General features: G+C 41.7%; 20 protein-coding genes and 1 tRNA gene. 16 read left to right on the top strand and 5 right to left on the bottom strand.

The annotated features are described in order from the left end of the window. Window positions 1-64: 64 nt before the first annotated feature. The 8 genes from GMD4S_RS00955 to GMD4S_RS00920 all read left to right on the top strand — a co-directional run bounded on the left by GMD4S_RS00955 (window position 65) and on the right by GMD4S_RS00920 (window position 9,284). Entirely contained in the window at window positions 65-1,051 is a 987-nt protein-coding gene (locus GMD4S_RS00955) for a GMP reductase (protein ID WP_000931160.1), read from the top strand. A gap of 68 nt (window positions 1,052-1,119) precedes the next feature. Then, window positions 1,120-1,191, top strand: a tRNA-Arg gene (locus tag GMD4S_RS00950). A gap of 174 nt (window positions 1,192-1,365) precedes the next feature. After that, the gene (gene rnc, locus GMD4S_RS00945; RefSeq protein ID WP_000661464.1) at window positions 1,366-2,064 is read left to right on the top strand and encodes a ribonuclease III; all 699 of its coding nucleotides are present in this window, start codon (window positions 1,366-1,368) and stop codon (window positions 2,062-2,064) included. Then, window positions 2,055-5,594: a chromosome segregation protein SMC gene (gene smc / locus GMD4S_RS00940; RefSeq protein ID WP_000280909.1), complete on the top strand. Its 3,540-nt coding sequence runs from the start codon at window positions 2,055-2,057 to the stop codon at window positions 5,592-5,594. The genes rnc and smc overlap by 10 nt, the downstream gene beginning before the upstream one ends. Window positions 5,595-5,737: 143 nt before the next feature. Further along, entirely contained in the window at window positions 5,738-6,688 is a 951-nt protein-coding gene (locus GMD4S_RS00935; protein ID WP_000633649.1) for a bifunctional riboflavin kinase/FAD synthetase, read from the top strand. A gap of 135 nt (window positions 6,689-6,823) precedes the next feature. After that, window positions 6,824-7,597: a nucleotidyltransferase domain-containing protein gene (locus tag GMD4S_RS00930; protein ID WP_001194460.1), complete on the top strand. Its 774-nt coding sequence runs from the start codon at window positions 6,824-6,826 to the stop codon at window positions 7,595-7,597. Between the two features lie 8 nt (window positions 7,598-7,605). Beyond that, window positions 7,606-8,655 (top strand): hypothetical protein, encoded by a 1,050-nt coding sequence (locus GMD4S_RS00925; RefSeq protein ID WP_000521314.1) that lies wholly within the window; start codon window positions 7,606-7,608, stop codon window positions 8,653-8,655. Window positions 8,656-8,672: 17 nt separating this feature from the next. Continuing rightward, window positions 8,673-9,284 (top strand): tetratricopeptide repeat protein, encoded by a 612-nt coding sequence (locus tag GMD4S_RS00920; protein WP_001070705.1) that lies wholly within the window; start codon window positions 8,673-8,675, stop codon window positions 9,282-9,284. Window positions 9,285-9,304: 20 nt separating this feature from the next. Here GMD4S_RS00920 and GMD4S_RS00915 read toward each other — a convergent pair whose 3' ends face one another. The 3 genes from GMD4S_RS00915 to GMD4S_RS13865 are packed head-to-tail and all read right to left on the bottom strand — an operon-like array spanning window position 9,305 to window position 11,154. After that, the gene (locus GMD4S_RS00915; protein WP_000984354.1) at window positions 9,305-10,120 is read right to left on the bottom strand and encodes a TIGR03943 family putative permease subunit; all 816 of its coding nucleotides are present in this window, start codon (window positions 10,118-10,120) and stop codon (window positions 9,305-9,307) included. After that, window positions 10,117-11,022, bottom strand: a complete 906-nt coding sequence (locus tag GMD4S_RS00910; protein ID WP_000151876.1) for a permease — start codon at window positions 11,020-11,022, stop codon at window positions 10,117-10,119. Before GMD4S_RS00910 ends, GMD4S_RS00915 begins: the two co-directional genes overlap by 4 nt. Beyond that, window positions 11,023-11,154 carry an SPJ_0845 family protein gene (locus GMD4S_RS13865; protein WP_000268696.1) on the bottom strand — a complete coding sequence of 44 codons (132 nt, stop codon included), beginning with the start codon at window positions 11,152-11,154 and terminating at the stop codon, window positions 11,023-11,025. Between the two features lie 130 nt (window positions 11,155-11,284). On the opposite strand from GMD4S_RS13865, the gene GMD4S_RS00900 reads away from it, so the two are divergent. From GMD4S_RS00900 to GMD4S_RS00880, 5 genes are all read left to right on the top strand, one after another. Next, entirely contained in the window at window positions 11,285-13,414 is a 2,130-nt protein-coding gene (locus GMD4S_RS00900; protein ID WP_000359115.1) for a Tex family protein, read from the top strand. Beyond that, window positions 13,401-13,844: a SprT family protein gene (locus GMD4S_RS00895; RefSeq protein WP_000778613.1), complete on the top strand. Its 444-nt coding sequence runs from the start codon at window positions 13,401-13,403 to the stop codon at window positions 13,842-13,844. The genes GMD4S_RS00900 and GMD4S_RS00895 overlap by 14 nt, the downstream gene beginning before the upstream one ends. Before the next feature lie 59 nt (window positions 13,845-13,903). Beyond that, on the top strand, window positions 13,904-14,176 hold the full coding sequence (locus tag GMD4S_RS00890; RefSeq protein WP_001092787.1) for a PspC domain-containing protein: 273 nt from the start codon (window positions 13,904-13,906) through the stop codon (window positions 14,174-14,176). 380 nt (window positions 14,177-14,556) lie between these two features. Then, window positions 14,557-15,315, top strand: a complete 759-nt coding sequence (locus GMD4S_RS00885) for an ABC transporter ATP-binding protein (protein ID WP_000173369.1) — start codon at window positions 14,557-14,559, stop codon at window positions 15,313-15,315. 1 nt (window position 15,316) lies between these two features. Beyond that, window positions 15,317-17,305 (top strand): FtsX-like permease family protein, encoded by a 1,989-nt coding sequence (locus tag GMD4S_RS00880; protein ID WP_000489346.1) that lies wholly within the window; start codon window positions 15,317-15,319, stop codon window positions 17,303-17,305. A gap of 39 nt (window positions 17,306-17,344) precedes the next feature. Here GMD4S_RS00880 and GMD4S_RS00875 read toward each other — a convergent pair whose 3' ends face one another. After that, window positions 17,345-18,040 (bottom strand): VIT1/CCC1 transporter family protein, encoded by a 696-nt coding sequence (locus tag GMD4S_RS00875; RefSeq protein WP_000136042.1) that lies wholly within the window; start codon window positions 18,038-18,040, stop codon window positions 17,345-17,347. A 217-nt stretch (window positions 18,041-18,257) separates the two neighbouring features. On the opposite strand from GMD4S_RS00875, the gene GMD4S_RS00870 reads away from it, so the two are divergent. Genes GMD4S_RS00870 through ftsY form a run of 3 tightly spaced genes read left to right on the top strand, consistent with a single transcriptional unit; the run spans window position 18,258 to window position 21,181 of the window. After that, entirely contained in the window at window positions 18,258-19,049 is a 792-nt protein-coding gene (locus GMD4S_RS00870; protein ID WP_000594109.1) for a Cof-type HAD-IIB family hydrolase, read from the top strand. Further along, window positions 19,049-19,867, top strand: coding sequence for a Cof-type HAD-IIB family hydrolase (locus tag GMD4S_RS00865; RefSeq protein ID WP_000763423.1), 819 nt, complete (start codon window positions 19,049-19,051; stop codon window positions 19,865-19,867). Before GMD4S_RS00870 ends, GMD4S_RS00865 begins: the two co-directional genes overlap by 1 nt. 3 nt (window positions 19,868-19,870) lie before the next feature. Beyond that, on the top strand, window positions 19,871-21,181 hold the full coding sequence (gene ftsY, locus GMD4S_RS00860; protein ID WP_000522283.1) for a signal recognition particle-docking protein FtsY: 1,311 nt from the start codon (window positions 19,871-19,873) through the stop codon (window positions 21,179-21,181). Window positions 21,182-21,225: 44 nt separating this feature from the next. Here the strand turns inward: ftsY and zwf are convergent, their stop codons facing one another. Beyond that, on the bottom strand, window positions 21,226-22,713 hold the full coding sequence (gene zwf, locus GMD4S_RS00855; protein ID WP_000096108.1) for a glucose-6-phosphate dehydrogenase: 1,488 nt from the start codon (window positions 22,711-22,713) through the stop codon (window positions 21,226-21,228). Window positions 22,714-22,752: the final 39 nt, after the last annotated feature.

Below are 22,752 nucleotides of genomic sequence, written 5' to 3'. Positions count from 1 at the left end.
TCGCAAAAAGGCGTAGGGATGCGCAAGCATAGGTAGGTCATCACAAAAGAAACGAGACATCGATATGTTAAATGAATTTCCGATTTTTGATTACGAAGATATTCAGTTGATCCCTAATAAATGTGTCATTAAAAGCCGTGCAGAAGCGGATACGAGTGTCACACTTGGAAATCACACTTTCAAACTACCTGTTGTACCAGCCAATATGCAGACGATTTTGGATGAGAATGTTGCAGAGCAATTGGCTAAAGGCGGCTACTTCTACATTATGCACCGTTTTGATGAAGCTGGGCGCATTCCTTTTATCAAGCGCATGCACGATCAAGGGCTCATTGCTTCCATTTCTGTCGGTGTCAAGGATTACGAGTACGACTTTGTTAGCCAACTCAAGGCTGATGCTCCTGAGTATATCACGATTGATATTGCTCATGGTCATGCAGATAGCGTGATTTCTATGATTCAGCACATCAAGAAAGAATTGCCGGCTACTTTTGTCATTGCTGGGAATGTGGGAACACCAGAAGCTGTGCGTGAATTGGAAAATGCTGGTGCGGATGCTACCAAGGTTGGAATCGGTCCTGGTAAGGTTTGTATTACCAAGGTCAAGACTGGTTTTGGTACAGGTGGTTGGCAGTTGGCTGCCCTGCGTTGGTGTGCAAAGGCTGCGCGTAAACCGATCATCGCTGATGGTGGGATTCGTACTCATGGTGATATTGCCAAGTCTATCCGTTTCGGTGCTAGCATGGTCATGATTGGTTCCCTATTTGCAGGACATATCGAAAGCCCAGGAAAGACGATTGAAGTCGACGGCGAACAGTTTAAAGAATACTATGGTTCCGCTTCACAATATCAAAAGGGTGCTTATAAAAATGTGGAAGGAAAACGCATCTTACTTCCTGCCAAAGGTCATCTACAAGATACCCTTACTGAGATGGAGCAGGACTTGCAAAGTGCCATTTCCTACGCAGGTGGACGAAAAGTTGCCGACCTCAAACACGTTGATTATGTTATCGTGAAAAACTCTATCTGGAACGGTGATGCATCCCACTAAGAGACACTTAGTCCACCCATAAAAAAACTTGTTATTAGAGCAAATTTCTGTTATAATAAGACAAGTTTCCACCCTTAGTGTAATGGATATCACGTAAGATTCCGGTTCTTGAGATGGGGGTTCGATTCCCTCAGGGTGGATGTAATTAGCCTATGAAAGCCTTTAAATAAGGCTTTTTTTCTTTATATTGTCTCTAAAATTGAAAATCGCCTTCTAAAAAATGCTCAATTCCCCTCTAGTCCCGTTTTAAAGTGACTCAGGGGGCTTTTTTTGATATAATAAGAAGGACCGTTATCAGTTAGAAAGAGGTTGGTATGAAAGAATTACAAACTGTCCTGAAAGACCGTTTTGCAATCGAATTTGCAGATAAAAAGCTACTAGAAACTGCCTTTACTCATACGAGTTATGCCAATGAGCACCGCCTCTTAAAAATTTCACACAATGAGCGCTTGGAATTTTTAGGAGACGCTGTTCTGCAATTATTGATTTCAGAATATCTGTATAAAAAATATCCTAAGAAACCAGAGGGCGATTTGTCCAAGCTCCGTGCCATGATTGTCCGTGAGGAAAGTTTGGCAGGTTTTGCGCGTGATTGCCAGTTTGATCAGTTTATCAAACTAGGAAAAGGGGAAGAAAAGTCTGGTGGGCGCAATCGTGACACCATTCTTGGTGATGCCTTTGAAGCCTTTCTGGGTGCTTTGCTTTTAGACAAGGATGTGGCTAGGGTAAAAGAATTTATCTATCAGGTCATGATTCCCAAGGTTGAAGCAGGTGACTTTGAAATGATTAAGGATTACAAGACACATCTGCAAGAGTTGCTCCAGGTCAATGGAGATGTAGATATTCGCTACCAGGTTATCTCTGAGACGGGGCCTGCTCATGATAAGGTTTTTGATGTAGAAGTTCTGGTTGAGGGCAAGAGTATTGGAAAAGGCCAAGGGCGTTCTAAAAAATTAGCAGAGCAAGAGGCCGCCAAAAATGCAGTTGAGAAGGGGCTGGATTCATGTATTTAAAGGAAATTGAGATTCAGGGATTCAAGTCCTTTGCTGACAAGACTAAGGTAGTCTTTGACCAAGGTGTGACAGCTGTCGTTGGGCCCAATGGATCTGGAAAATCAAATATCACAGAAAGTCTGCGATGGGCCTTGGGAGAGTCCAGTGTCAAGAGCCTTCGTGGTGGCAAGATGCCCGATGTCATTTTTGCTGGGACAGAAAGTCGCAAACCACTCAATTATGCTTCTGTTGTCGTGACCTTGGATAATGAAGATGGCTTCATCAAGGATGCAGGGCAAGTCATTAAGGTAGAACGCCATATCTATCGTAGTGGTGATAGCGAGTATCGAATTGATGGCAAAAAAGTCCGTCTTCGTGATGTACATGACCTTTTCTTGGATACGGGATTGGGACGAGATTCCTTCTCTATTATTTCCCAAGGAAAGGTTGAGGAGATTTTCAACTCCAAGCCTGAAGAACGCCGTGCCATTTTTGAAGAAGCTGCTGGAGTTTTAAAGTACAAAACTCGAAGAAAAGAAACAGAGAGCAAACTGCAACAAACTCAGGACAATCTAGACCGTTTAGAGGATATTATCTATGAGTTAGACAATCAAATCAAGCCCCTTGAAAAACAAGCCGAGAATGCTCGTAAGTTTCTCGACTTGAATGGTCAACGTAAGGCAATTTACTTGGATGTACTGGTTGCCCAAATCAAGGAAAACAAGGCTGAACTAGAGCTGACAGTAGAAGAACTAACTCAGGTTCAGGAACTTTTGACTAGCTATTACCAAAAGCGTCAAGAGTTAGAAGAGGAAAATCAAAGTCTTAAAAAGAAACGCCAAGATCTCCAAGCTCAAATGGCTAAAGACCAAGGAAGTTTGATGGACCTGACGAATCTGATCAGTGATTTAGAGCGAAAATTAGCCCTTTCAAAACTGGAGTCCGAGCAGGTTGCCCTCAATCAACAAGAAGCACAAGCCCGTGTGACTGCTTTGGAAGATAAGAGAAAGACTCTAAGTAAAGAGAAGGCTGAAAAAGAAGCAAATCTGGCACAGTTAGAGGAAGAACTAGCTGAAAATAACAAGGAACTCAATCGTTTAGAGGCAGAAATGCTAGCTTTTTCAGATGATCCTGACCAGATGATTGAGCTCTTGCGCGAACGCTTTGTCGCTCTTTTACAAGAAGAAGCGGATGTCTCAAACCAACTGACCCGCATCGAGAATGAACTAGAGAACAGCCGTCAACTCTCTCAAAAACAAGCAGATCAACTTGAGAAACTGAAAGAACAATTGGCTACAGCTAAAGAGAAAGCAAGTCAGCAAAAGACTGAGCTTGAAACTGCTAAGGAGCAGGTTCAGAAATTATTGGCAGACTACCAAGCTAGTTCCAAGGAACAAGAGGAGCAGAAAGTTTCTTACCAAGCCCAGCAGAGCCAACTCTTTGATCGTCTAGACAGTCTCAAAAACAAGCAGGCTAGAGCCCAGAGTTTAGAAAACATCCTAAGAAATCATAGTAATTTTTATGCGGGTGTTAAGAGTGTTCTTCAAGAAAAAGCCCGTCTTGGTGGGATCATTGGTGCAGTCAGTGAACATTTGACCTTTGATGTGCATTATCAAACTGCCCTAGAGATTGCGCTTGGAGCTAGCAGTCAGCATATCATCGTAGAAGATGAAAACGCGGCAACCAAGGCGATTGATTTCCTAAAACGTAACAGAGCTGGTCGTGCAACCTTTCTTCCATTGACGACGATCAAGGCTCGTACCATTTCTAGTCAGAATCAAGATGCTATCGCAGCAAGTCCAGGATTTCTGGGAATGGCAGATGAGTTGGTGTCGTTTGATAAGAGACTAGAAGCCATTTTCAAGAATTTGCTAGCTACCACGGCTATCTTTGATACTGTAGAACATGCGCGTGCAGCTGCTCGTCAAGTTCGTTATCAGGTTCGCATGGTGACACTGGATGGGACAGAGTTGCGTACAGGTGGTTCCTACGCGGGTGGTGCCAATCGTCAAAACAATAGTATTTTCATCAAGCCAGAGCTGGAACAATTACAAAAAGAAATTGCTGAAGAAGAAGCTGACTTGCGGTCAGAAGAAGCGAGTTTGAAGACCTTGCAAGATGAGATGGCGGTATTGGCAGAAAGATTAGAAGCTATCAAATCTCAAGGTGAGCAAGCTCGTATTCAGGAGCAAGGTTTGTATCTTGCTTATCAACAAACCAATCAGCAAGTGGAAGAGTTAGAAACTCTTTGGAAACTTCAAGAAGAGGAATTAAATCGCCTTACTGAAGGAGATTGGCAAGCGGATAAGGAAAAATGCCAAGAGCGCCTTGCTACTATCGCCAGTGAAAAGCAAAATCTGGAAGCTGAGATTGAAGAGATTAAGTCTAACAAAAACGCTATTCAAGAACGCTATCAAAACTTGCAGGAACAGATTTCTCAAGCACGCTTGCTTAAGTCAGAACTGCAAGGACAAAAGCGGTACGAAGCGACTGATATTGAACGCTTAGGCAAGGAACTGGATAATCTGGATATCGAGCAAGAGGAGATTCAGCGTCTCCTCCAAGAAAAGGTTGATAATCTTGAGAAGGTTGATACGGATTTGTTAAGTCAGCAGGTGGAAGAGGCCAAAACTCAGAAAACAAACCTCCAACAAGGTTTGATTCGCAAGCAGTTTGAGTTGGATGATATCGAAGGTCAGGTGGATGATATTGCTAGCCATTTGGATCAAGCTCGTCATCAAAATGAAGAGTGGATTCGCAAACAAACACGTGCTGAAGCCAAGAAAGAAAAGGTCAGCGAACGCTTGCGCTATCTACAAGCTCAATTAACAGACCAGTACCAGATCAGCTACACTGAGGCTCTAGAAAAAGCACGTGAGTTGGAAAATCTCAATCTGGCAGAGCAAGAAGTTAAAGATCTTGAGAAGGCTATTCGCTCGCTGGGTCCTGTCAACTTGGATGCTATTGAACAGTACGAAGAAGTCCACAATCGTTTGAATTTCCTAAATAGCCAACGAGATGATATTTTGTCTGCGAAAAACCTGCTCCTTGAGACCATCACAGAGATGAATGATGAGGTTAAGGAACGCTTTAAATCAACCTTTGAGGCGATTCGTGAGTCCTTTAAAGTGACCTTTAGACAGATGTTTGGTGGGGGTCAGGCAGACTTGATATTAACTGAGGGCGATCTTTTAACAGCTGGTGTGGAGATTTCTGTTCAACCTCCAGGTAAGAAAATCCAATCTCTCAACCTCATGAGTGGTGGTGAAAAAGCCCTATCAGCTCTGGCTCTTCTCTTCTCAATTATACGAGTTAAGACAATTCCTTTCGTCATCTTGGACGAGGTAGAGGCGGCGCTGGATGAAGCCAATGTTAAACGCTTTGGGGACTATCTCAACCGCTTTGACAAGGATAGTCAGTTTATCGTCGTAACCCACCGTAAGGGGACGATGGCGGCGGCGGACTCTATCTATGGAGTTACCATGCAAGAATCAGGTGTTTCTAAGATTGTTTCGGTTAAATTAAAAGATTTAGAAGAAACAATAGACTAGTTACCAAATGATAGCACCTCTTAGGAGGTGCTATTTTTTAAAACTAAAGCGCTAAATTTTCTCTTAAGGTCAGTTCAGGCGCAGAAAACGACATTTGGGATTTCCTCTTAGCGAAAAGACTTTCTCTATGATATAATAGTTTTATGATTACAACAGTACCTATTAAGAACGAAAAAGACATTGCAGTACCAGGTAATACAGTCCTTGTACTAGGTTATTTTGATGGCATCCACAAGGGGCATCAGAAACTTTTTGAAGTGGCCAGTAAGGCTTCTATGAAGGATTATCTGCCAGTTGTCGTGATGACCTTTACAGAGTCGCCAAAACTTGCCTTGCAACCTTACCAACCTGAGCTTATGCTCCATATCGTCAATCACGAGGAACGGGAGCACAAGATGAAATGGCATGGGGTAGAGGCTCTATTCTTACTTGACTTTAGTAGCAAATTTGCCAATTTAACCGGGCAGGAATTTTTTGATACCTATATCAGGGCTTTAAAACCAGCGATTATTGTAGCAGGATTTGACTATACCTTTGGCTCAGATAAGAAAACTGCGGATGAACTGAAGGACTATTTTGATGGAGAGATCATCATTGTTCCTCCAGTTGAGGATGAAAAGGGCAAGATTAGTTCTACACGGATTCGTCAGGCTATTCTTGATGGAGATGTAAAGGAAGTCAATCAACTGCTCGGCACACCTCTCCCATCTCGTGGGATGGTCGTTCATGGAAATGCCCGTGGGCGCACTATTGGTTATCCAACAGCCAATCTAGTCCTAAGAGACCGAACTTACATGCCAGCTGACGGTGTTTATGTAGTTGATATCGAAGTGCAACGTCAGAGATATCGTGGAATGGCAAGTGTTGGAAAAAATGTTACCTTTGATGGAGAAGAACCACGTTTTGAAGTTAATATTTTCGACTTTTCAGACGATATTTACGGTGAGACAGTCATGGTCTACTGGCTGGACCGTGTCCGCGATATGATCAAATTTGACTCCGTAGAGGAACTGGTTGACCAACTCCAGAAAGACGAAGAGATTGCTCGAAACTGGAAGGATGGAGATTCTGTCATTCAAGGGGCTCAGGTATAGAAAACGTCTGAATAAGCTTATAGAAGGTTTAGTTTATTTGATTGTAGTTTTGAAAGAGTGATATAATTCTTTTTAGTTCCCATAATTCCCTATTTTAGCATCTACTTATGCTCAGAATATAGACGAGGCTTTATTATGCAAACGCAAGAAGAAATGAATGTTCTGGTACCGGAAAAATTAGCAGAAATTGAGCGTGATTATGGTGTCAGAGTTTTATGGGCTATCGAGTCTGGTAGTCGTGCCTGGGGTTTTGAGTCTCCCGATAGTGACTTTGATGTACGATTTATCTACAAACACAAGCAAGATTTTTATCTCCGTTTAAATGAACAGCGTGATGTTATCGAGCTACCAATTGACGATACTTGGGATGTGAGTGGTTGGGATTTAGACAAGACTTTAAAACTCCTTTATAAGTCAAATCCTACACTGTTTGAATGGTTACAGTCACCAATTGTCTATCGACAAACGGATTTTATCGAGCGCATGCGTCATCTTGCCAACCAGTATTTTTCTGAGAAGAAAATGCTCTACCATTACTTGAACACTGCTAGAACTCAAATGAATAAGTATCTTTCAGGAGACAAGGTCAAACCTAAAAAGTATTTCTATGCGCTGCGTCCTATTTTGGCCTGTCGTTGGATTGAAAAATACCATTCTGTTCCTCCAATTTTATTTGACGATTTGGTCAAAGAATTGCTTCCTGATGAGATGAAAGAGCATGTGTTAAGATTGCTTGATATCAAGGTCAAGGGAGCTGAAGGTATGGAAATTGATCCGATAATGCCAATTCAAGATTATATTTTAGCTAACATCCAAGAGTTGGATGCATACGTTCAAAGTGTTAGAGAGGAAAAGAAAGAGTGGAAAGCTCTAAATCAATTTTTCCTTGAAGAATTAGGCCACGACTGAGGTTTTTTATGGGTAAATGGACATGTAAATGTGGGCAAGCAATGAATGACCACCGAGCGCCCGATCCAAATGCTTATTCAGTTTATTCGGATGAGTTGTTTGAAGAAATCATAAATAAAGCTGACGACCATAATAAAATTTCTTATGATGATATTTCTGAAGCGTCATTTTATATGTGGAAGTGCCCTGAGTGTGGCAGTTTCATGGTTTTTGGCGAAGACGGGGATGGAGATCACTTTACTTTTTATGAGCGCCAAGAAGTAGAAAAGGTAGAGCCTCTCTTTGATCCAGATCAAGAGTTAAATCTTGTTGTGGTTGAGTTTCAGGAGGGAGGGAATGGCTATACGTATATCTGTGATGACCCAAATATCCATATAGGACACGCTGTTATTGTCCCAGTCGGGAAGGAAAATACTGAAAAAACTGCTTTAGTTGTACAGAAGTATCATGCCCTACCAAAGGATATCACTTTTCCTGTTGAAAAGTTAAAACGTGTCATTCGTAGGTATTCACATTTCGACCCAATCACTTCGAAAAACGTTTGTAGAAATATAATAAAGCTGGGAAGAATGCTTGATGCTTGCTCTAAAAATGTTAAACCTGCTAATCAGCAATATTATAGTATCAAAACTCCCTTAGGCTATTTCTGGTTAGAATTAAATGGAGTTCCAATTCCAATGAAAATTACGCAGGTTCAAGTCAAAGATACAAAGTACCAAGTAGATGTTGCCCTTTATATTAAGCCTTCAGAGATTAACTGTAGAAGATTCTATGAGCTGGAATTATGTGCAGATTTTGATATTGATGCTTCTAGATGGATCGATGTTCTCTCTGATGAAAACGTTTGGGGAAATACTTGGGAACTAAATGGCTTTCAATTTGGTATTACAGCAGGGGAGTCTCCAGAATTTGAAGACGAAGTTGTAGCGAGAAAGTATAGTCGTGTCCCACTTTATTATGACTGGCACCCTGAATTTGAAGATTATTATGGCTTCAGTTTAGCTTGGAAAAAATACGAGTCTGATAGCGATTTGTCAATAGATTTCTATACAACGTAAGAAGCAGGAGGATATGTATGAATCAAGCATGGGATTTATTGTTTGAGGGTAAGATTAATGAGGCTAAAAAAATAGTTGAAGCTGATTTTTTATTGGAAACTTGCACAGATTTTAGTTTGTTAAATTTGATGGGGTATATTTATCTTGAAGAGCAAAAATACAACGAGTGCTTAAGTATCTATCAGCGTTACATTGACTTAGCACGAACTAAAAGCGACCCAGAAAATGAACATATAGGCTATCATCAGTTAGCCATGGTTTATCGTGAAATGAATGAATTTCAAACAGCCCTTTTCTATATCGAAAGAGAGCAAAAAGTCATTGAAGAAGCTTTTACAGAGGATACCCTCAAATCTTCTGTTAACAATTATGAGCAAGGTTATTTACGATTAAAGTTAGGAAAAGTAGCAGAAGCATTCATGTATATGGAACAGTCCTTAAAACAAGCTTTGCAAACAGATGATTTGATTGCCCAAGCTTGTGCCTATAGAGGTTTAGGAGAGATTGGTTCGATACAAAATCCTGAAGAATCACATGAAAATTTTTTACAAGCTATCGTTCTTTTTGAAAAGGCAGGCGATCAGATTGGTGCTCAAGAGGTTAGAAAATTGCTAAATAATAAAAAGTAGCCTGAAAAGGCTACTTTTTATTAAAAAACGCGATAGACATAAGGATTTTCTGGTTTATCTACTTTTGTGAAACTCTCAACCTCTAGTGTTGGGAGTTTTTGTTTGAGTTCTTTATGGTAGTGGAGGGTCAGGGTTCCGCTAGCGGTGATCCAAGTATTGTCAGGATACTGGCGTGAGTTCCCCTTTGTCAAGAGTCCATATACACCAGAATCGGCGATACAGTGGATGATTCCAAAGCGAAAGAGGAACTGGCTATCTGGATGGCTAGGATCGTTATAGACAAAGCCTGTAAATTCGATTTTCTTTCCTTCAAACTCTTGAGGGTAGTCATAGAGAACTTCCATGACCTCCATATAGTTTTCATCAGTGATTTGAATGGTTGGTTGGGTGAGGTATTTGTCAGCTGTAGACCTCATTTCCTTTTCATAAGCAGATTTGGAAAAATAGGTGCTGGTATCGGGTTTGAGGTATTGACTGGATGTTCCTTCGCTTGCCTGAATAGCAGTATCGATTCCCTCAGCAAGTGGGAAATGGTATCCCTTAGCAGACACGGTTCTCGAGTCCAAACTTACTGTCGGAAAGGCAACCCCAATCAACAGAGGTAGTGACAGTAAAAGGAGGCTGATTCGTCTAGCTCGACGACTTTCTAAATGGCTGTGAGAGTTGATTTTCTTGATCCAGATATAGAATTGGACCAGAGCCAATAGAAGAGAAAGGAGCATGGAAATATAGACTAGATAGGAATAGTGGAGGTTAATGTAGTGACTGAGCTTGCCAGAAAGCTGCAGATACAGAGTTAGGGCAAAATAACCCAGTAAAATGAAAAATCGCATCATAGCAACACTCCAAACATGTAAGAATAAAGCAAGACAAGCACTGTCACAATACCCATAAATTGCCAGATGAAGCGCACTTTGAGATAGTGTTTCATCATGAGGAGATTTTTGATATCAAGCATGGGGCCTATGATCAGAAAGGCAAGGACTGGCGCTAGGCCGAAGCTTGAGAGGAGAGAAGCTCCGATAAAGGCGTCCGCCTCGCTACAAAGAGAGAGGAGAAAGGCTAGAAACATGAGCAAGAGAATCGCAAGGACTGGACTTGCACTGATAGAGGTCAAGATCCGAGTCGGGACATAGACCTGCACGATAGCCGCAAAGAGACAGCCAAAGACCAAGTAACGCCCCATATCGAAAAACTCATCAATAGCTTGTATAAAGATCTGAAACACTTTTCTAGCGGGACCCAAGTGTGAAAAGTCATGTTCATGGCAAGCGATAGGATTCTCTTTTTGAATGGGTTCCTTCCAGAAAAATCCTAGGAAAATCCCCAGAATCAAAGCAATCACAATAGCTCCCAGAGCTCGCAAGAAGGCAAGTTTTATTGAATTGCCAAAGGCAGAATATGTGGCGAAAAGAACGATAGGATTGATGATGGGAGCAGTCACCAGAAAAGGAACCGCTGTGTAGCTGGGCACTTTCTTTTCCAGAAAACGATTGATAATCGGAACGATACCACATTCGCAAGAAGGAAAGAGAAAGCCAATGAAGGTACCAAAAAAGATCCTCCCCCAACGATTGCGAGGGAGAAACTCATAAACTTTATCAGGTGTGATATAGACCTCAATCAATCCCGAAATGAGACTCCCAATCAAGACAAAAGGAAGGGCTTCAATCATGATGGAGAGAAAAATAGCTCCCGCTTGTAATACACTAGGAGGAAGAGATTGGAAAATCGTCATCTATTTTTTCTTCTCAACTTTTTCTTTTTTATCTTTGTCATCTGGAAAAGTGACTTGTGTTAAGTCAGGAAGTTTTGCGAATTCTTCAAACATCTTGTCCAAGTCATCCGTTTTTGTAAATTTAACAGCCATGGGCCTACCTCTTTTCTACATTCTACCTCTATTATACTATTATTTTCTTGAAAAGGGATTATTTTGATAATCAAAGAGGTAAAAAAGGGTAGGGCGAAACAAGGGCTGTTCCTTATGGTATAATAGGTATATGGATAAAAAATATGAAAAAATCTCCCAAGATTTGGGTGTAACCTTAAAGCAAATCGATACCGTTCTAAGTTTGACCGCTGAAGGAGCGACAATTCCCTTTATCGCCCGTTATCGCAAGGACATGACTGGTAGTCTGGATGAGGTAGCGATTAAGGCCATTATTGATCTGGATAAAAGTCTGACAAATCTCAACGATCGTAAAGAAGCTGTCTTAGCTAAGATTCAAGAACAAGGTAAGCTAACAAAGGAATTGGAAGAAGCTATCCTTGCAGCTGAGAAATTAGCAGATGTAGAAGAACTCTATCTTCCTTATAAGGAAAAACGTCGGACCAAGGCTACCATTGCCCGTGAAGCTGGACTCTTTCCTCTTGCTCGCTTGATTTTGCAGGATGTAGCTGACTTGGAGAAAGAAGCTGAGAAGTTTGTCTGTGAAGGATTTGCGACTGGTCAAGAAGCCTTGGCTGGTGCGGTTGATATCTTGGTCGAAGCCTTATCCGAAGATGTCAATCTACGTGCTATGACCTATCAGGAAGTGTTGAGACACTCTAAAATCACTTCGCAAGTCAAGGGTGAAAATCTCGATGAAAAACAAGTTTTTCAGATTTATTATGATTTTTCAGAGACAGTTGGCAACATGCAGGGCTATCGTACCTTGGCTCTCAACCGTGGGGAAAAATTAGGTATTTTGAAGGTTGGCTTTGAACATGCGACGGACCGTATCTTATCTTTCTTTGGTGCTCGTTTTAAAGTCAAAAATGCCTATATAGATGAAGTTGTCCAACAGTCAGTTAAGAAAAAGGTATTGCCTGCTATTGAGCGACGCATTCGGACAGAGTTGACTGAGAAAGCGGAAGAAGGGGCTATCCAACTCTTTTCTGACAATCTGCGCAATCTCCTCTTGGTTGCTCCGCTGAAAGGGCGCGTGGTTCTAGGATTTGACCCAGCCTTTCGTACAGGTGCCAAGCTAGCTGTCGTTGATGCAACAGGGAAAATGCTGACGACTCAAGTCATTTATCCAGTAAAACCAGCCTCCGATCGTCAAATCGAAGAAGCCAAGCGAGACTTAGCCGACTTGATCGGTCAGTATGGCGTGGAAATTATTGCCATCGGAAATGGAACGGCCAGTCGTGAAAGTGAAGCCTTTGTGGCGGAAGTTCTGAAAGATTTTCCAGAAGTCAGCTATGTTATCGTCAATGAAAGTGGCGCTTCTGTCTATTCTGCTAGTGAACTAGCTCGTCAGGAGTTTCCAGACTTGACCGTTGAAAAACGCTCTGCTATCTCGATCGCTCGACGTTTGCAAGATCCCCTTGCTGAATTGGTCAAAATTGATCCCAAGTCAATCGGTGTCGGTCAATACCAGCACGATGTCAGTCAGAAGAAACTGTCTGAGAGTCTGGACTTTGTCGTAGATACGGTGGTTAACCAAGTCGGTGTCAATGTCAATACAGCCAGCCCAGCTCTTCTTTCCCACGTAGCTGGACTCAATAAAACCATTTCTGAAAATATCGTCAAATACCGTGAGGAAGAAGGAAAAATCACTTCACGTTCTCAAATCAAGAAGGTTCCTCGTCTAGGTGCCAAAGCCTTTGAGCAAGCTGCAGGTTTCCTCCGTATTCCTGAAAGTAGCAATATCCTTGATAATACAGGAGTTCATCCAGAGAACTATGCTGCGGTTAAGGAGCTTTTCAAACGCTTGGATATCAAGGAGTTGAATGAAGAAGCACAAAATAAGCTTAAGTCCCTTTCAGTTAAGGAGATGGCGCAAGAACTAGATCTTGGCCCAGAAACCCTTAAAGATATTATTGCCGACCTTCTCAAACCAGGTCGAGATTTCCGTGATTCTTTTGATGCACCTGTACTCCGTCAAGATGTACTGGATATCAAAGACTTAAAAGTCGGCCAGAAGCTAGAAGGTGTGGTGCGTAATGTCGTTGACTTCGGTGCCTTCGTTGATATCGGGATTCACGAGGATGGTTTGATCCATATTTCCCACATGAGTCGCAAATTTATCAAACATCCTAGTCAAGTGGTGTCTGTTGGAGATTTGGTAACGGTTTGGGTTAAGAAAATCGATACTGAACGTGAAAAAGTTAATCTGTCGCTCCTAGCTCCAGATGAAACTGACTGAGTACGTTCAGTCCGTTTCCCTCGAAGACTTTGGTAGACCTTTTACACACCAAGCCCAATGGAATTCTCGTCTGCGAACGACAGGTGGGCGATTTTTCCCTAAAGATGGGCATTTGGATTTTAATCCCAAGGTCTATAATGAACTTGGTTTGGAGGTTTTTCGGAAAATCGTGCGCCATGAACTCTGTCACTATCACCTTTATTTTCAGAAAAAGGGGTATCGGCATAAGGACCGAGATTTTAAGGAACTTTTGAAAGAAGTGGATGGACTACGCTTTGTTCCCCCTTTGAGAGCCCAAAGTAATTTCCTAGTTTATCAGTGTCAATCCTGCCAGCAACGCTATCAACGAAAGAGGAAGATTGATACCAAGTGCTATCGCTGTGGCGTCTGCCGTGGTAAACTCGTCATCCTAAATCGGCCTAAGGACTGATGTTTGTGCCCCCGTTTCATGATATACTACTTGTAAGAATACCGAAAGAGGAACAAATCATGAATACAAAATTTTATAAAATGAAACGAAATAGTATGGTATCGGGAGTTTTAGCTGGTTTATCAGACAAGTGGAATTTTGATGTAACTCTAGTCCGCTTTCTCTTTGCCATTTTTACCATATCAAATTTTGGGATTGGTGTGATTATCTACATCATCCTCGCCTCTATTCTGCCAACTAAGGAAGAGATTGAAGCAGAAATGTACGGAACAGGACCACGCAAACGTAAGGATGCTGAGGCCATTTATGACAATGATGGACGGTTTTGGTGAGTCGGATTTGGAAATAGTTTATAGATGATTTCCTTGTTTCTTGAAGAAATTAGAAAAAGTAGTGAATCCTAACCCTTGCATCCGCAAGGGTTTTCTTCTTGCCTTTCTTTTATGGTAAAATATTGATAGCGAAATTGCTTGATATTCTTCAATCTTACAAAAATGTAAGATTAAAGTCTCTTTTGTAAGGTTAGGTTATGGCAAGCCATCTTTTTTTGCGATAAACTAGACTCATAAAGAATAAAGGAGCAAAACCATGAAAAGAATTTTACAAAAGAAAACAAGAAAACCAAGTCAAAAAGATATCGAGCGTGTTCAACTGGGATGCGCTATGATGCAAGCACAGTTTCAAATGATGGGATATTAAGAAGGAGAAAATCATGACACTTTTAGATGTAAAACACGTTCAAAAAATCTACAAAACACGTTTCCAAGGAAACCAAGTCGAAGCACTCAAAGATATTCACTTTACCGTAGAAAAGGGTGACTACGTTGCCATCATGGGTGAGTCTGGTTCAGGAAAGTCAACCCTGCTCAACATCCTAGCTATGCTGGATAAACCAACTCGAGGCCAGGTTTACCTAAACGGAACAGACACAGCCACTATTAAAAATTCACAGGCTTCGAGTTTCCGTCGGGAAAAGTTGGGATTTGTCTTCCAAGACTTTAACTTGCTAGATACCCTGTCTGTTAAGGACAATATCTTGCTTCCGTTAGTGTTATCACGAAAACCTATCACGGAGATGATGAAGAAGTTGGTAGTGACAGCTGAAAATTTGGGCATCAACCAATTGCAAGAGAAGTACCCTTACGAGATCTCTGGTGGTCAAAAACAGCGGGTAGCAGTAGCACGCGCCATCATCACTGAACCTGAAATTCTCCTTGCGGATGAGCCAACAGGAGCCCTTGACTCCAAGTCATCTGCAGCCTTACTCGATGTATTTGATGAAATCAATGAACGCGGTCAAACCATTCTCATGGTAACCCACTCAACGGCGGCAGCCAGCAGGGCCAAGCGCGTTCTCTTTATCAAAGACGGCATTCTTTACAACCAAATCTACCGTGGAGACAAGACAGAGCGTCAGATGTTCCAAGAAATCTCTGATACTTTGACTGTTATGGCAAGCGAGGTGAATTAGTATGTTCCGATTAACCAATAAGTTAGCGGTATCAAACTTAATCAAAAACCGTAAACTCTACTATCCCTTTGCCCTTGCTGTTCTCTTAGCAGTGACCATCACCTATCTTTTTTACTCATTGTCACTTAATCCTAACATAGGCAAGATTCGAGGGGGAGAAACTATCTCTATGACCCTGGCTCTCGGTATGGTAGTTGTTACCATCGCTTCTGGAATTATTGTCCTTTATGCAAATAGTTTTGTCATGAAGAACCGCTCCAAGGAGCTGGGTGTATATGGTATGCTGGGTCTCGAAAAGCGCCATTTGATCAGTATGGTTTTTAAGGAGCTTCTTATTTTTGGTTCCTTAACCTTGACAGCTGGTCTCGGTCTAGGAGCTCTCTTTGATAAGCTAATCTTCGCCCTTCTTCTGAAGCTGATGAAGATGAAAGTGGAGCTCGTTTCGACTTTCCAACCAATTGTCTTTATCCTAGTTCTCATCGTCTTTGGAGCTATCTTCCTAGGTCTAATTTTTATCAATGCCTTTCGCATCGCACGCATGAATGCCCTTCAGCTCTCTCGTGAAAAAGCCAGTGGTGAGAAAAAAGGACGTTTCTTAGGTGTCCAAACCATCCTAGGTCTGATTAGTTTGGGAGCTGGTTACTATCTAGCAGTAACAGTCGAAAACCCACTTTCTGCTGTTCTGATTTTCTTCGTAGCAGTCTTGTTGGTAATTTTGGGGACTTATCTTCTCTTCAATGCAGGGATTACAGTTTTCTTACAAATCTTAAAGAAAAACAAGACTTACTATTACCAGCCCAACAACATGATTTCCGTATCTAATCTCATTTTCCGTATGAAGAAAAATGCGGTTGGTCTTGCGACGATTGCAATTCTCTCAACCATGGTCTTGGTGACAATGTCTGCTGCAACAAGTATCTTTAAAGCATCAGAAAACTTCAAGAAGGTCATGAATCCACATGATTTTGGGATTACAGGACAGAATGTTGAAAAAGAAGACATCGAAAAACTCTTGAACCAGTATGCTAGTGATAAAGGATTGACTGTCACAAAGAAAGAAGTCCTTACATACAGTAACTTTGGTGTGGCAAATCAAGATGGTACGAAATTGACAATCTTTGATAAAGGTCAAAATCGTGTTCAACCGAAAACTATTTTTATGGTCTTTGACCAAAAAGACTATGAGAATATGACAGGACAGAAACTTGCACTTTCAGGTAAGGAAGTTGGATTGTTTGCTCAAAACAAGCAACTTCAAGGGCAGAAAGAATTGACTCTGAATGACCAGACCTACACGATCAAAGAAGAAATCAAGAAAGATTTTATTCTTGAACATGTCCCAAATCAGTACAATATCCTAACTTCGGATTATAACTATTTGGTTGTTCCTGACTTACAAGCCTTTCTTGAACAGCATCCTAACTCTTCTATCTTTAATCAATACTATGGTGGTATGAATGTAACGGCTAGTGAGGACGAGCAACTTAAAATTGCAGATGACTATTCAAAATTCGTTAACAACTTTAATAGAGAAATAAACAAAGAAGGAAGCTATGTTTACGGAAGCAATCTGGCTGATAGTAGTGCGCAGATGAGTGCTCTCTTTGGTGGAGTCTTCTTCATCGGTATCTTCCTCTCTATCATCTTTATGGTGGGAACAGTTCTTGTTATCTACTACAAACAAATCTCTGAGGGCTATGAAGACCGTGAACGTTTCATCATTTTGCAAAAGGTCGGACTTGATCAAAAGCAAATCAAGCAAACTATTAACAAACAGGTCCTAACTGTTTTCTTCCTCCCATTGCTCTTTGCCTTCCTACACCTTGCCTTTGCCTATCATATGCTTAGCCTCATCCTAAAAGTCATTGGTGTGCTAGATGCGACCATGATGTTGACTGTTACATTGTCCATTTGTGCTATCTTCCTCATCGTCTACGTTTTGATTTTTATGATTACCTCAAGAAGCTATCGCAAGATTGTGCAAATGTAAAAAAGATACCTCGAAATTCATCGAGGTATTTCTTTTATCTTAGATACTAAAGAGTTGTCCCAAGAGGAAGGTTACGCCCATGGTGAGAAGTCCGATACAGAGGTTGCGGATCATTGCAGTTTTCGTTGGAGCCTTGCCTAGCTTGGCACTAGTATAGCCGGTAATAAGAAGGGAAAGGGCCACGATAAAAACAGTAGCAGGAATGCGATAGTCGCTTGGAAAGACGGTGATTGAAAGCATAGGAGGAAGACTTCCCAGTACAAAGGCGATAAAGCTAGAGATCGCAGCATGCCAAGGGTTGGTAAACTCTTCGTACTCGATTCCATACTTTTCTTCGACCAAGGCTTTAAGAGGATTTTTCAAAAAGGCCTTGTTGGTCAAGAGTTGGGCGGACGTTTCACACTCACCATTCTGAAGGTAAGCAGCATAGAGGGATTGTTTTGCAGATTCCATATCTTTATCCAAGAGTAATTGCTCTCTAGCGACAGCGGCTTCTTCCGTGTCTTTCTGAGTGGATACAGAGACATATTCGCCACCTGCCATAGAAAAAGCACCAGCGAGGATAGCGGCTAGTCCAGATAAAAAGATAATCCAGATATTGCTTGTCGCACTAGCAACCCCGATAACGACTCCAGCGATGGAAATAATCCCATCATTGGCACCCAGAACACCTGCACGTAGGATATTAAGTCGTCCTGCAAAGTTTGCATCAATTTCATGTTTTATTTCTGTCATAGTCATCTCCTTTCTCTCCATTATAGAGAAAAGAATAGTGGAATACAAACTTTTTAAACCATCTGAAAAAAGTTCCACGATTCTAATTTTTAAGCCCTTTTCGACTTTACCGAAAAAGCACGGCAATACAGTTGCCAATCCTACTGTATAAGTCCTTTTTTAGCTTATCTATGGTATAATAGAAGGTAGATTTATCAATTGGAGTATGAAGGATTTTATGATTAAACTTGTAGCAACCGATATGGATGGAACCTTTCTAGATGGAGAGGGTCGGTTTGATATGGAACGCCTCAAAAACGTACTTGTTTCCTACAAGGAAAAGGGGATTTATTTTGCAGTGGCTTCAGGTCGCGGTATTCTGTCCCTGAAAAAGCTGTTTGCGGATGTACGTGATAAAGTGATTTTTATAGCTGAAAATGGGAGCTATGTTGAGTTTCATGGTGAGGATATGTATGAGGCTACTATGCCTCGCGACTTTTACTTGAACACTTTTGAAGCTTTAAAGAAATCGCCCTATTTTGATGAAAGAAAAATGCTACTGACTGGGAAAAAAGCTTGTTATGTTTTGGACACAGTGGATGAAACTTATCTTAAGTTAAGTAGTCACTACAATGAAAATATTCAAAAAATAGCACGTTTGGAAGAGATCACGGATGAGATTTTTAAATTCACCACTAACTTCACAGAAGATACGATAGAAGCTGGTGAGGCTTGGGTAAATGAAAATGTTCCTGGTGTGAAAGCTATGACAACTGGTTTTGAATCCATCGATATTGTATTAGACTATGTTGATAAGGGTGTGGCTATTGTTGAGCTGGCAAAAAAACTTGGTCTAACCATGGATCAGGTCATGGCGTTTGGCGATAATCTCAATGACCTTCACATGATGCAGGTTGTGGGGCACCCAATCGCTCCTGAAAATGCGCGACCAGAGATTTTAGAATTAGCAGAGACAGTGATTGGCCACCATAAGGACCAGTCAGTGATGGCTTATATGGAGGGCTTGTAATGGCAGATATTAAATTGATTGCATTGGACTTGGATGGCACCTTGCTGACAACGGATAAAAAGCTAACAGATCGTACCAAGGCGGTCCTCAAAGTTGCGCGTGACCGTGGCATCAAGGTCGTTCTGACAACAGGTCGTCCTTTGAAGGCTATGGATTTCTTTCTCCATGAGCTAGGGACTGACGGTCAAGAGGACGAGTACACCATCACCTTTAATGGTGGTCTGGTGCAGAAAAATACGGGGGAGATTCTAGATAAAACAGTCTTTTCAATCGACGATGTGGCACGCTTGTACGAGGAAACTGAAAAACTCGGATTACCGTTAGATGCTATTTCAGAAGGAACAGTCTATCAAATCCAGTCGGACCAAGAAAGTCTCTATGCTAAGTTTAATCCAGCTCTGACTTTCGTACCAGTCGCTTTTGAAGAGTTATCTAGTCAGATAACGTATAATAAATGCGTGACTGCCTTTGCCCAAGAACCCTTGGATGCAGCGATTAAACAGATTTCTCCTGAATTGTTTGACCAATACGAAATCTTCAAATCGCGTGAACTCTTATTGGAATGGTCACCGAAAAACGTCCACAAGGCAACAGGTTTAGCGAAATTAATTAAACACCTAGGAATCGACCAAAGCCAGGTCATGGCTTGTGGGGACGAGGCCAATGACCTTTCTATGATTGAGTGGGCAGGTCTGGGAGTTGCCATGCAAAATGCAGTTCCAGCGGTTAAGGCAGTTGCCAATGTCATTACCCCGATGACCAACGACGAGGAAGCCGTTGCCTGGGCTATCGAAGAATACGTGCTAAAGGAGAACTAAAATATGGGATTATTTGACCGTCTATTCGGGAAAAAAGAAGAGCCGAAAATCGAAGATATTGTTAAAGAAGCTCTGGAAAATCTTGATTTGTCAGAAGAGGTTGAAGAAAACCAAACGGCAGTCGAAGAAACAAGTCAGGAAGAGACAGCAAGGGACAAAGTGGAAGCAACTCTTGCTCAAGAAGAACTTCCTCAGGTCTTGACAGAAGAAGTGATTGAACCAGAAGCAGTTGAGGAAACTGCTCAGGAAGAGCTTGAGCCAGAATCTGATGAACTGGAACGATTCCAAGAGCCGGAAGAAATTCTAAAAGAAGAGAGCCAAGAAACTGTAGAGTTCGAAGAAGGGTTAGCTTCTGAAGTAGTAGAAGAAGAACTTCCTCAGGTTGAAGAAACTGTACAGGAAAAATATGACCGCAGTCTCAAGAAAACCCGTACAGGATTCGGTGCTCGTTTGAATGCCTTCTTTGCCAACTTCCGTTCTGTCGATGAAGAATTCTTCGAAGAATTGGAAGAACTGCTCATCATGAGCGACGTCGGTGTGCAGGTCGCTTCAAACTTAACAGAAGAACTACGTTATGAAGCCAAACTCGAAAATGCTAAGAAGCCTGACGCACTCCGTCGAGTCATTATCGAGAAATTGGTTGAACTCTATGAGAAGGATGGCAACTACGATGAACAAATCCATTTTCAAGATGGTTTGACTGTCATGCTCTTTGTCGGAGTCAATGGCGTTGGGAAAACAACTTCTATCGGGAAATTGGCTCATCGCTACAAACAAGCTGGCAAGAAAGTCATGCTAGTTGCGGCAGATACCTTCCGTGCGGGTGCAGTGGCTCAGCTAGCTGAATGGGGTCGTCGTGTGGATGTTCCTGTTGTGACAGGGCCAGAAAAGGCTGATCCAGCAAGTGTGGTCTTTGATGGGATGGAACGTGCTGTAGCTGAAGGGATTGATATCCTTATGATTGATACAGCAGGTCGTCTGCAAAACAAGGACAACCTTATGGCTGAGTTGGAAAAGATTGGTCGCATTATCAAGCGTGTCGTTCCAGAAGCACCTCATGAAACCTTCCTTGCCCTTGATGCGTCAACTGGACAGAATGCCTTGGTACAAGCTAAGGAATTTTCTAAGATAACACCATTGACTGGAATTGTTTTGACAAAAATTGACGGAACTGCCCGAGGTGGTGTTGTACTAGCTATTCGAGAAGAACTCAATATCCCTGTAAAATTGATTGGTTTCGGTGAAAAAATCGATGATATCGGGGAATTTAACTCAGAAAACTTTATGAAGGGTCTCTTAGAAGGCTTGATTTAATACAAAATAAATATCCTGCAAGTCAATCTTGCAGGATATTTTTGCTATTCTAAACGGCCATCTTCACGATAGGCGATATCGGGTTGCCAAGTCCATTTTGCTCCAAACTTCTCTAGTAAGTCAAAGCTTGCTTGTGGTCCCATGCTTCCGGACTTGTAGTCGTGGAGCGGAACTTCATTTTGAGCCCAGAGCTTTTCGATACGGTCAATCAATTTCCAAGAAGCACTTACCTCATCCCAGTGGCTAAAGTTAGTTGAATCGTTATTCAATACATCGTAGATTAGCTTTTCATAAGGATCTGGTGAAGCACCTGTTGCAGTCGCATCAGTTCTGTAGTCAAGCGAATTAGGTGCAAGTTTGAACTCTTCTCCAACTTCTTTACCGTTAAGGCTGAGAGAGAAACCTTCTGTTGGTTGGATGTAGATGGTCAAGATATTTGGCGCTAACGGTTCTCCAAAGATAGAGTCCATTTGCTTAAAGACGATATTGACATGAGTCCCTTTTTCAGTCAGACGTTTCCCTGTACGGAAGAAGAAGGGAACACCACGGAAACGATCGCTGTCTACAAAGAAGGCGCCAGATGCGAAAGTTTCTGTTGTAGATTCAGGATCGACGTTTGGCTCGCTACGATAGGAAATGTATTTCATGCCATCGATTTTACCAGAGCGATATTGACCACGGATAAACTGTTCCTTCAATTCTTCCTCAGTTGGATGATAGAGGTTTTTAAAGACCTTTATCTTTTCAGCACGAATCTCATCCTTTGTAAAGCTAGCTGGTTTGTCCATGGCTAGAAGAGAGAGGAGTTGAAGAGTATGATTTTGCACCATATCACGAAGGGCACCAGATTGATCATAGTAGCCACCGCGTTCTTCTACACCCAAGCGTTCCGCAAAGGTAATCTGAACATTATCGATGTGTTCGCGATTCCAAACATTCTCAAAGATCATGTTGGCAAAACGAACAGCAAAGATACTCTGAATCATCTCTTTACCTAGGTAATGGTCAATACGGTAGATTTGCTCCTCATCAAAGGCTGCAAGGAGATCTTCATTGAGTTTGCTAGCTGTTTCGTAGTCTGTACCAAATGGTTTCTCAACGATCAAGCGCTCAAAACCTTTGCCATCAACAATGTTTTCAGATTTGAGGTGCTTGGCAATAGTTCCAAAGAACTGAGGTGCCATAGACAAGAAGAAGAGCTTATTGTGTTCAGCTTGGTATTTTTCGTTAAGCTCAGCTTGTAATTGGCGCAAAGCAATGTAATGTTCCGTATCGTTCACATCATGGCTTTGATAGTAGAAGTGGCTAGCAAATTCTTGGGCTTGCTCGGTACTATCTGCCAAATCAAGGATGGATTCGACAACTACAGATTCAAAATATTCCTTACTCCAAGGTCTACGAGCTGTTCCGATAACAGCAAAATGCTCAGAGAGATTGCCTGATTTATAGAGTCTGAAAAGGGAAGGGTAGAGTTTGCGTTTAGCTAAATCTCCACTCGCACCGAAAATTGTAACAATAACCTTTGATGACATCTAGCTACCTAATTTCTATATTTTTTCCTAGTTGGACTA

The sequence above is a fragment of the Streptococcus sp. GMD4S genome, assembly GCF_000296955.1.
The sequence above is the reverse complement of the archived record's forward strand: the minus strand, read 5'-3'. Positions and strand labels throughout refer to the sequence as shown.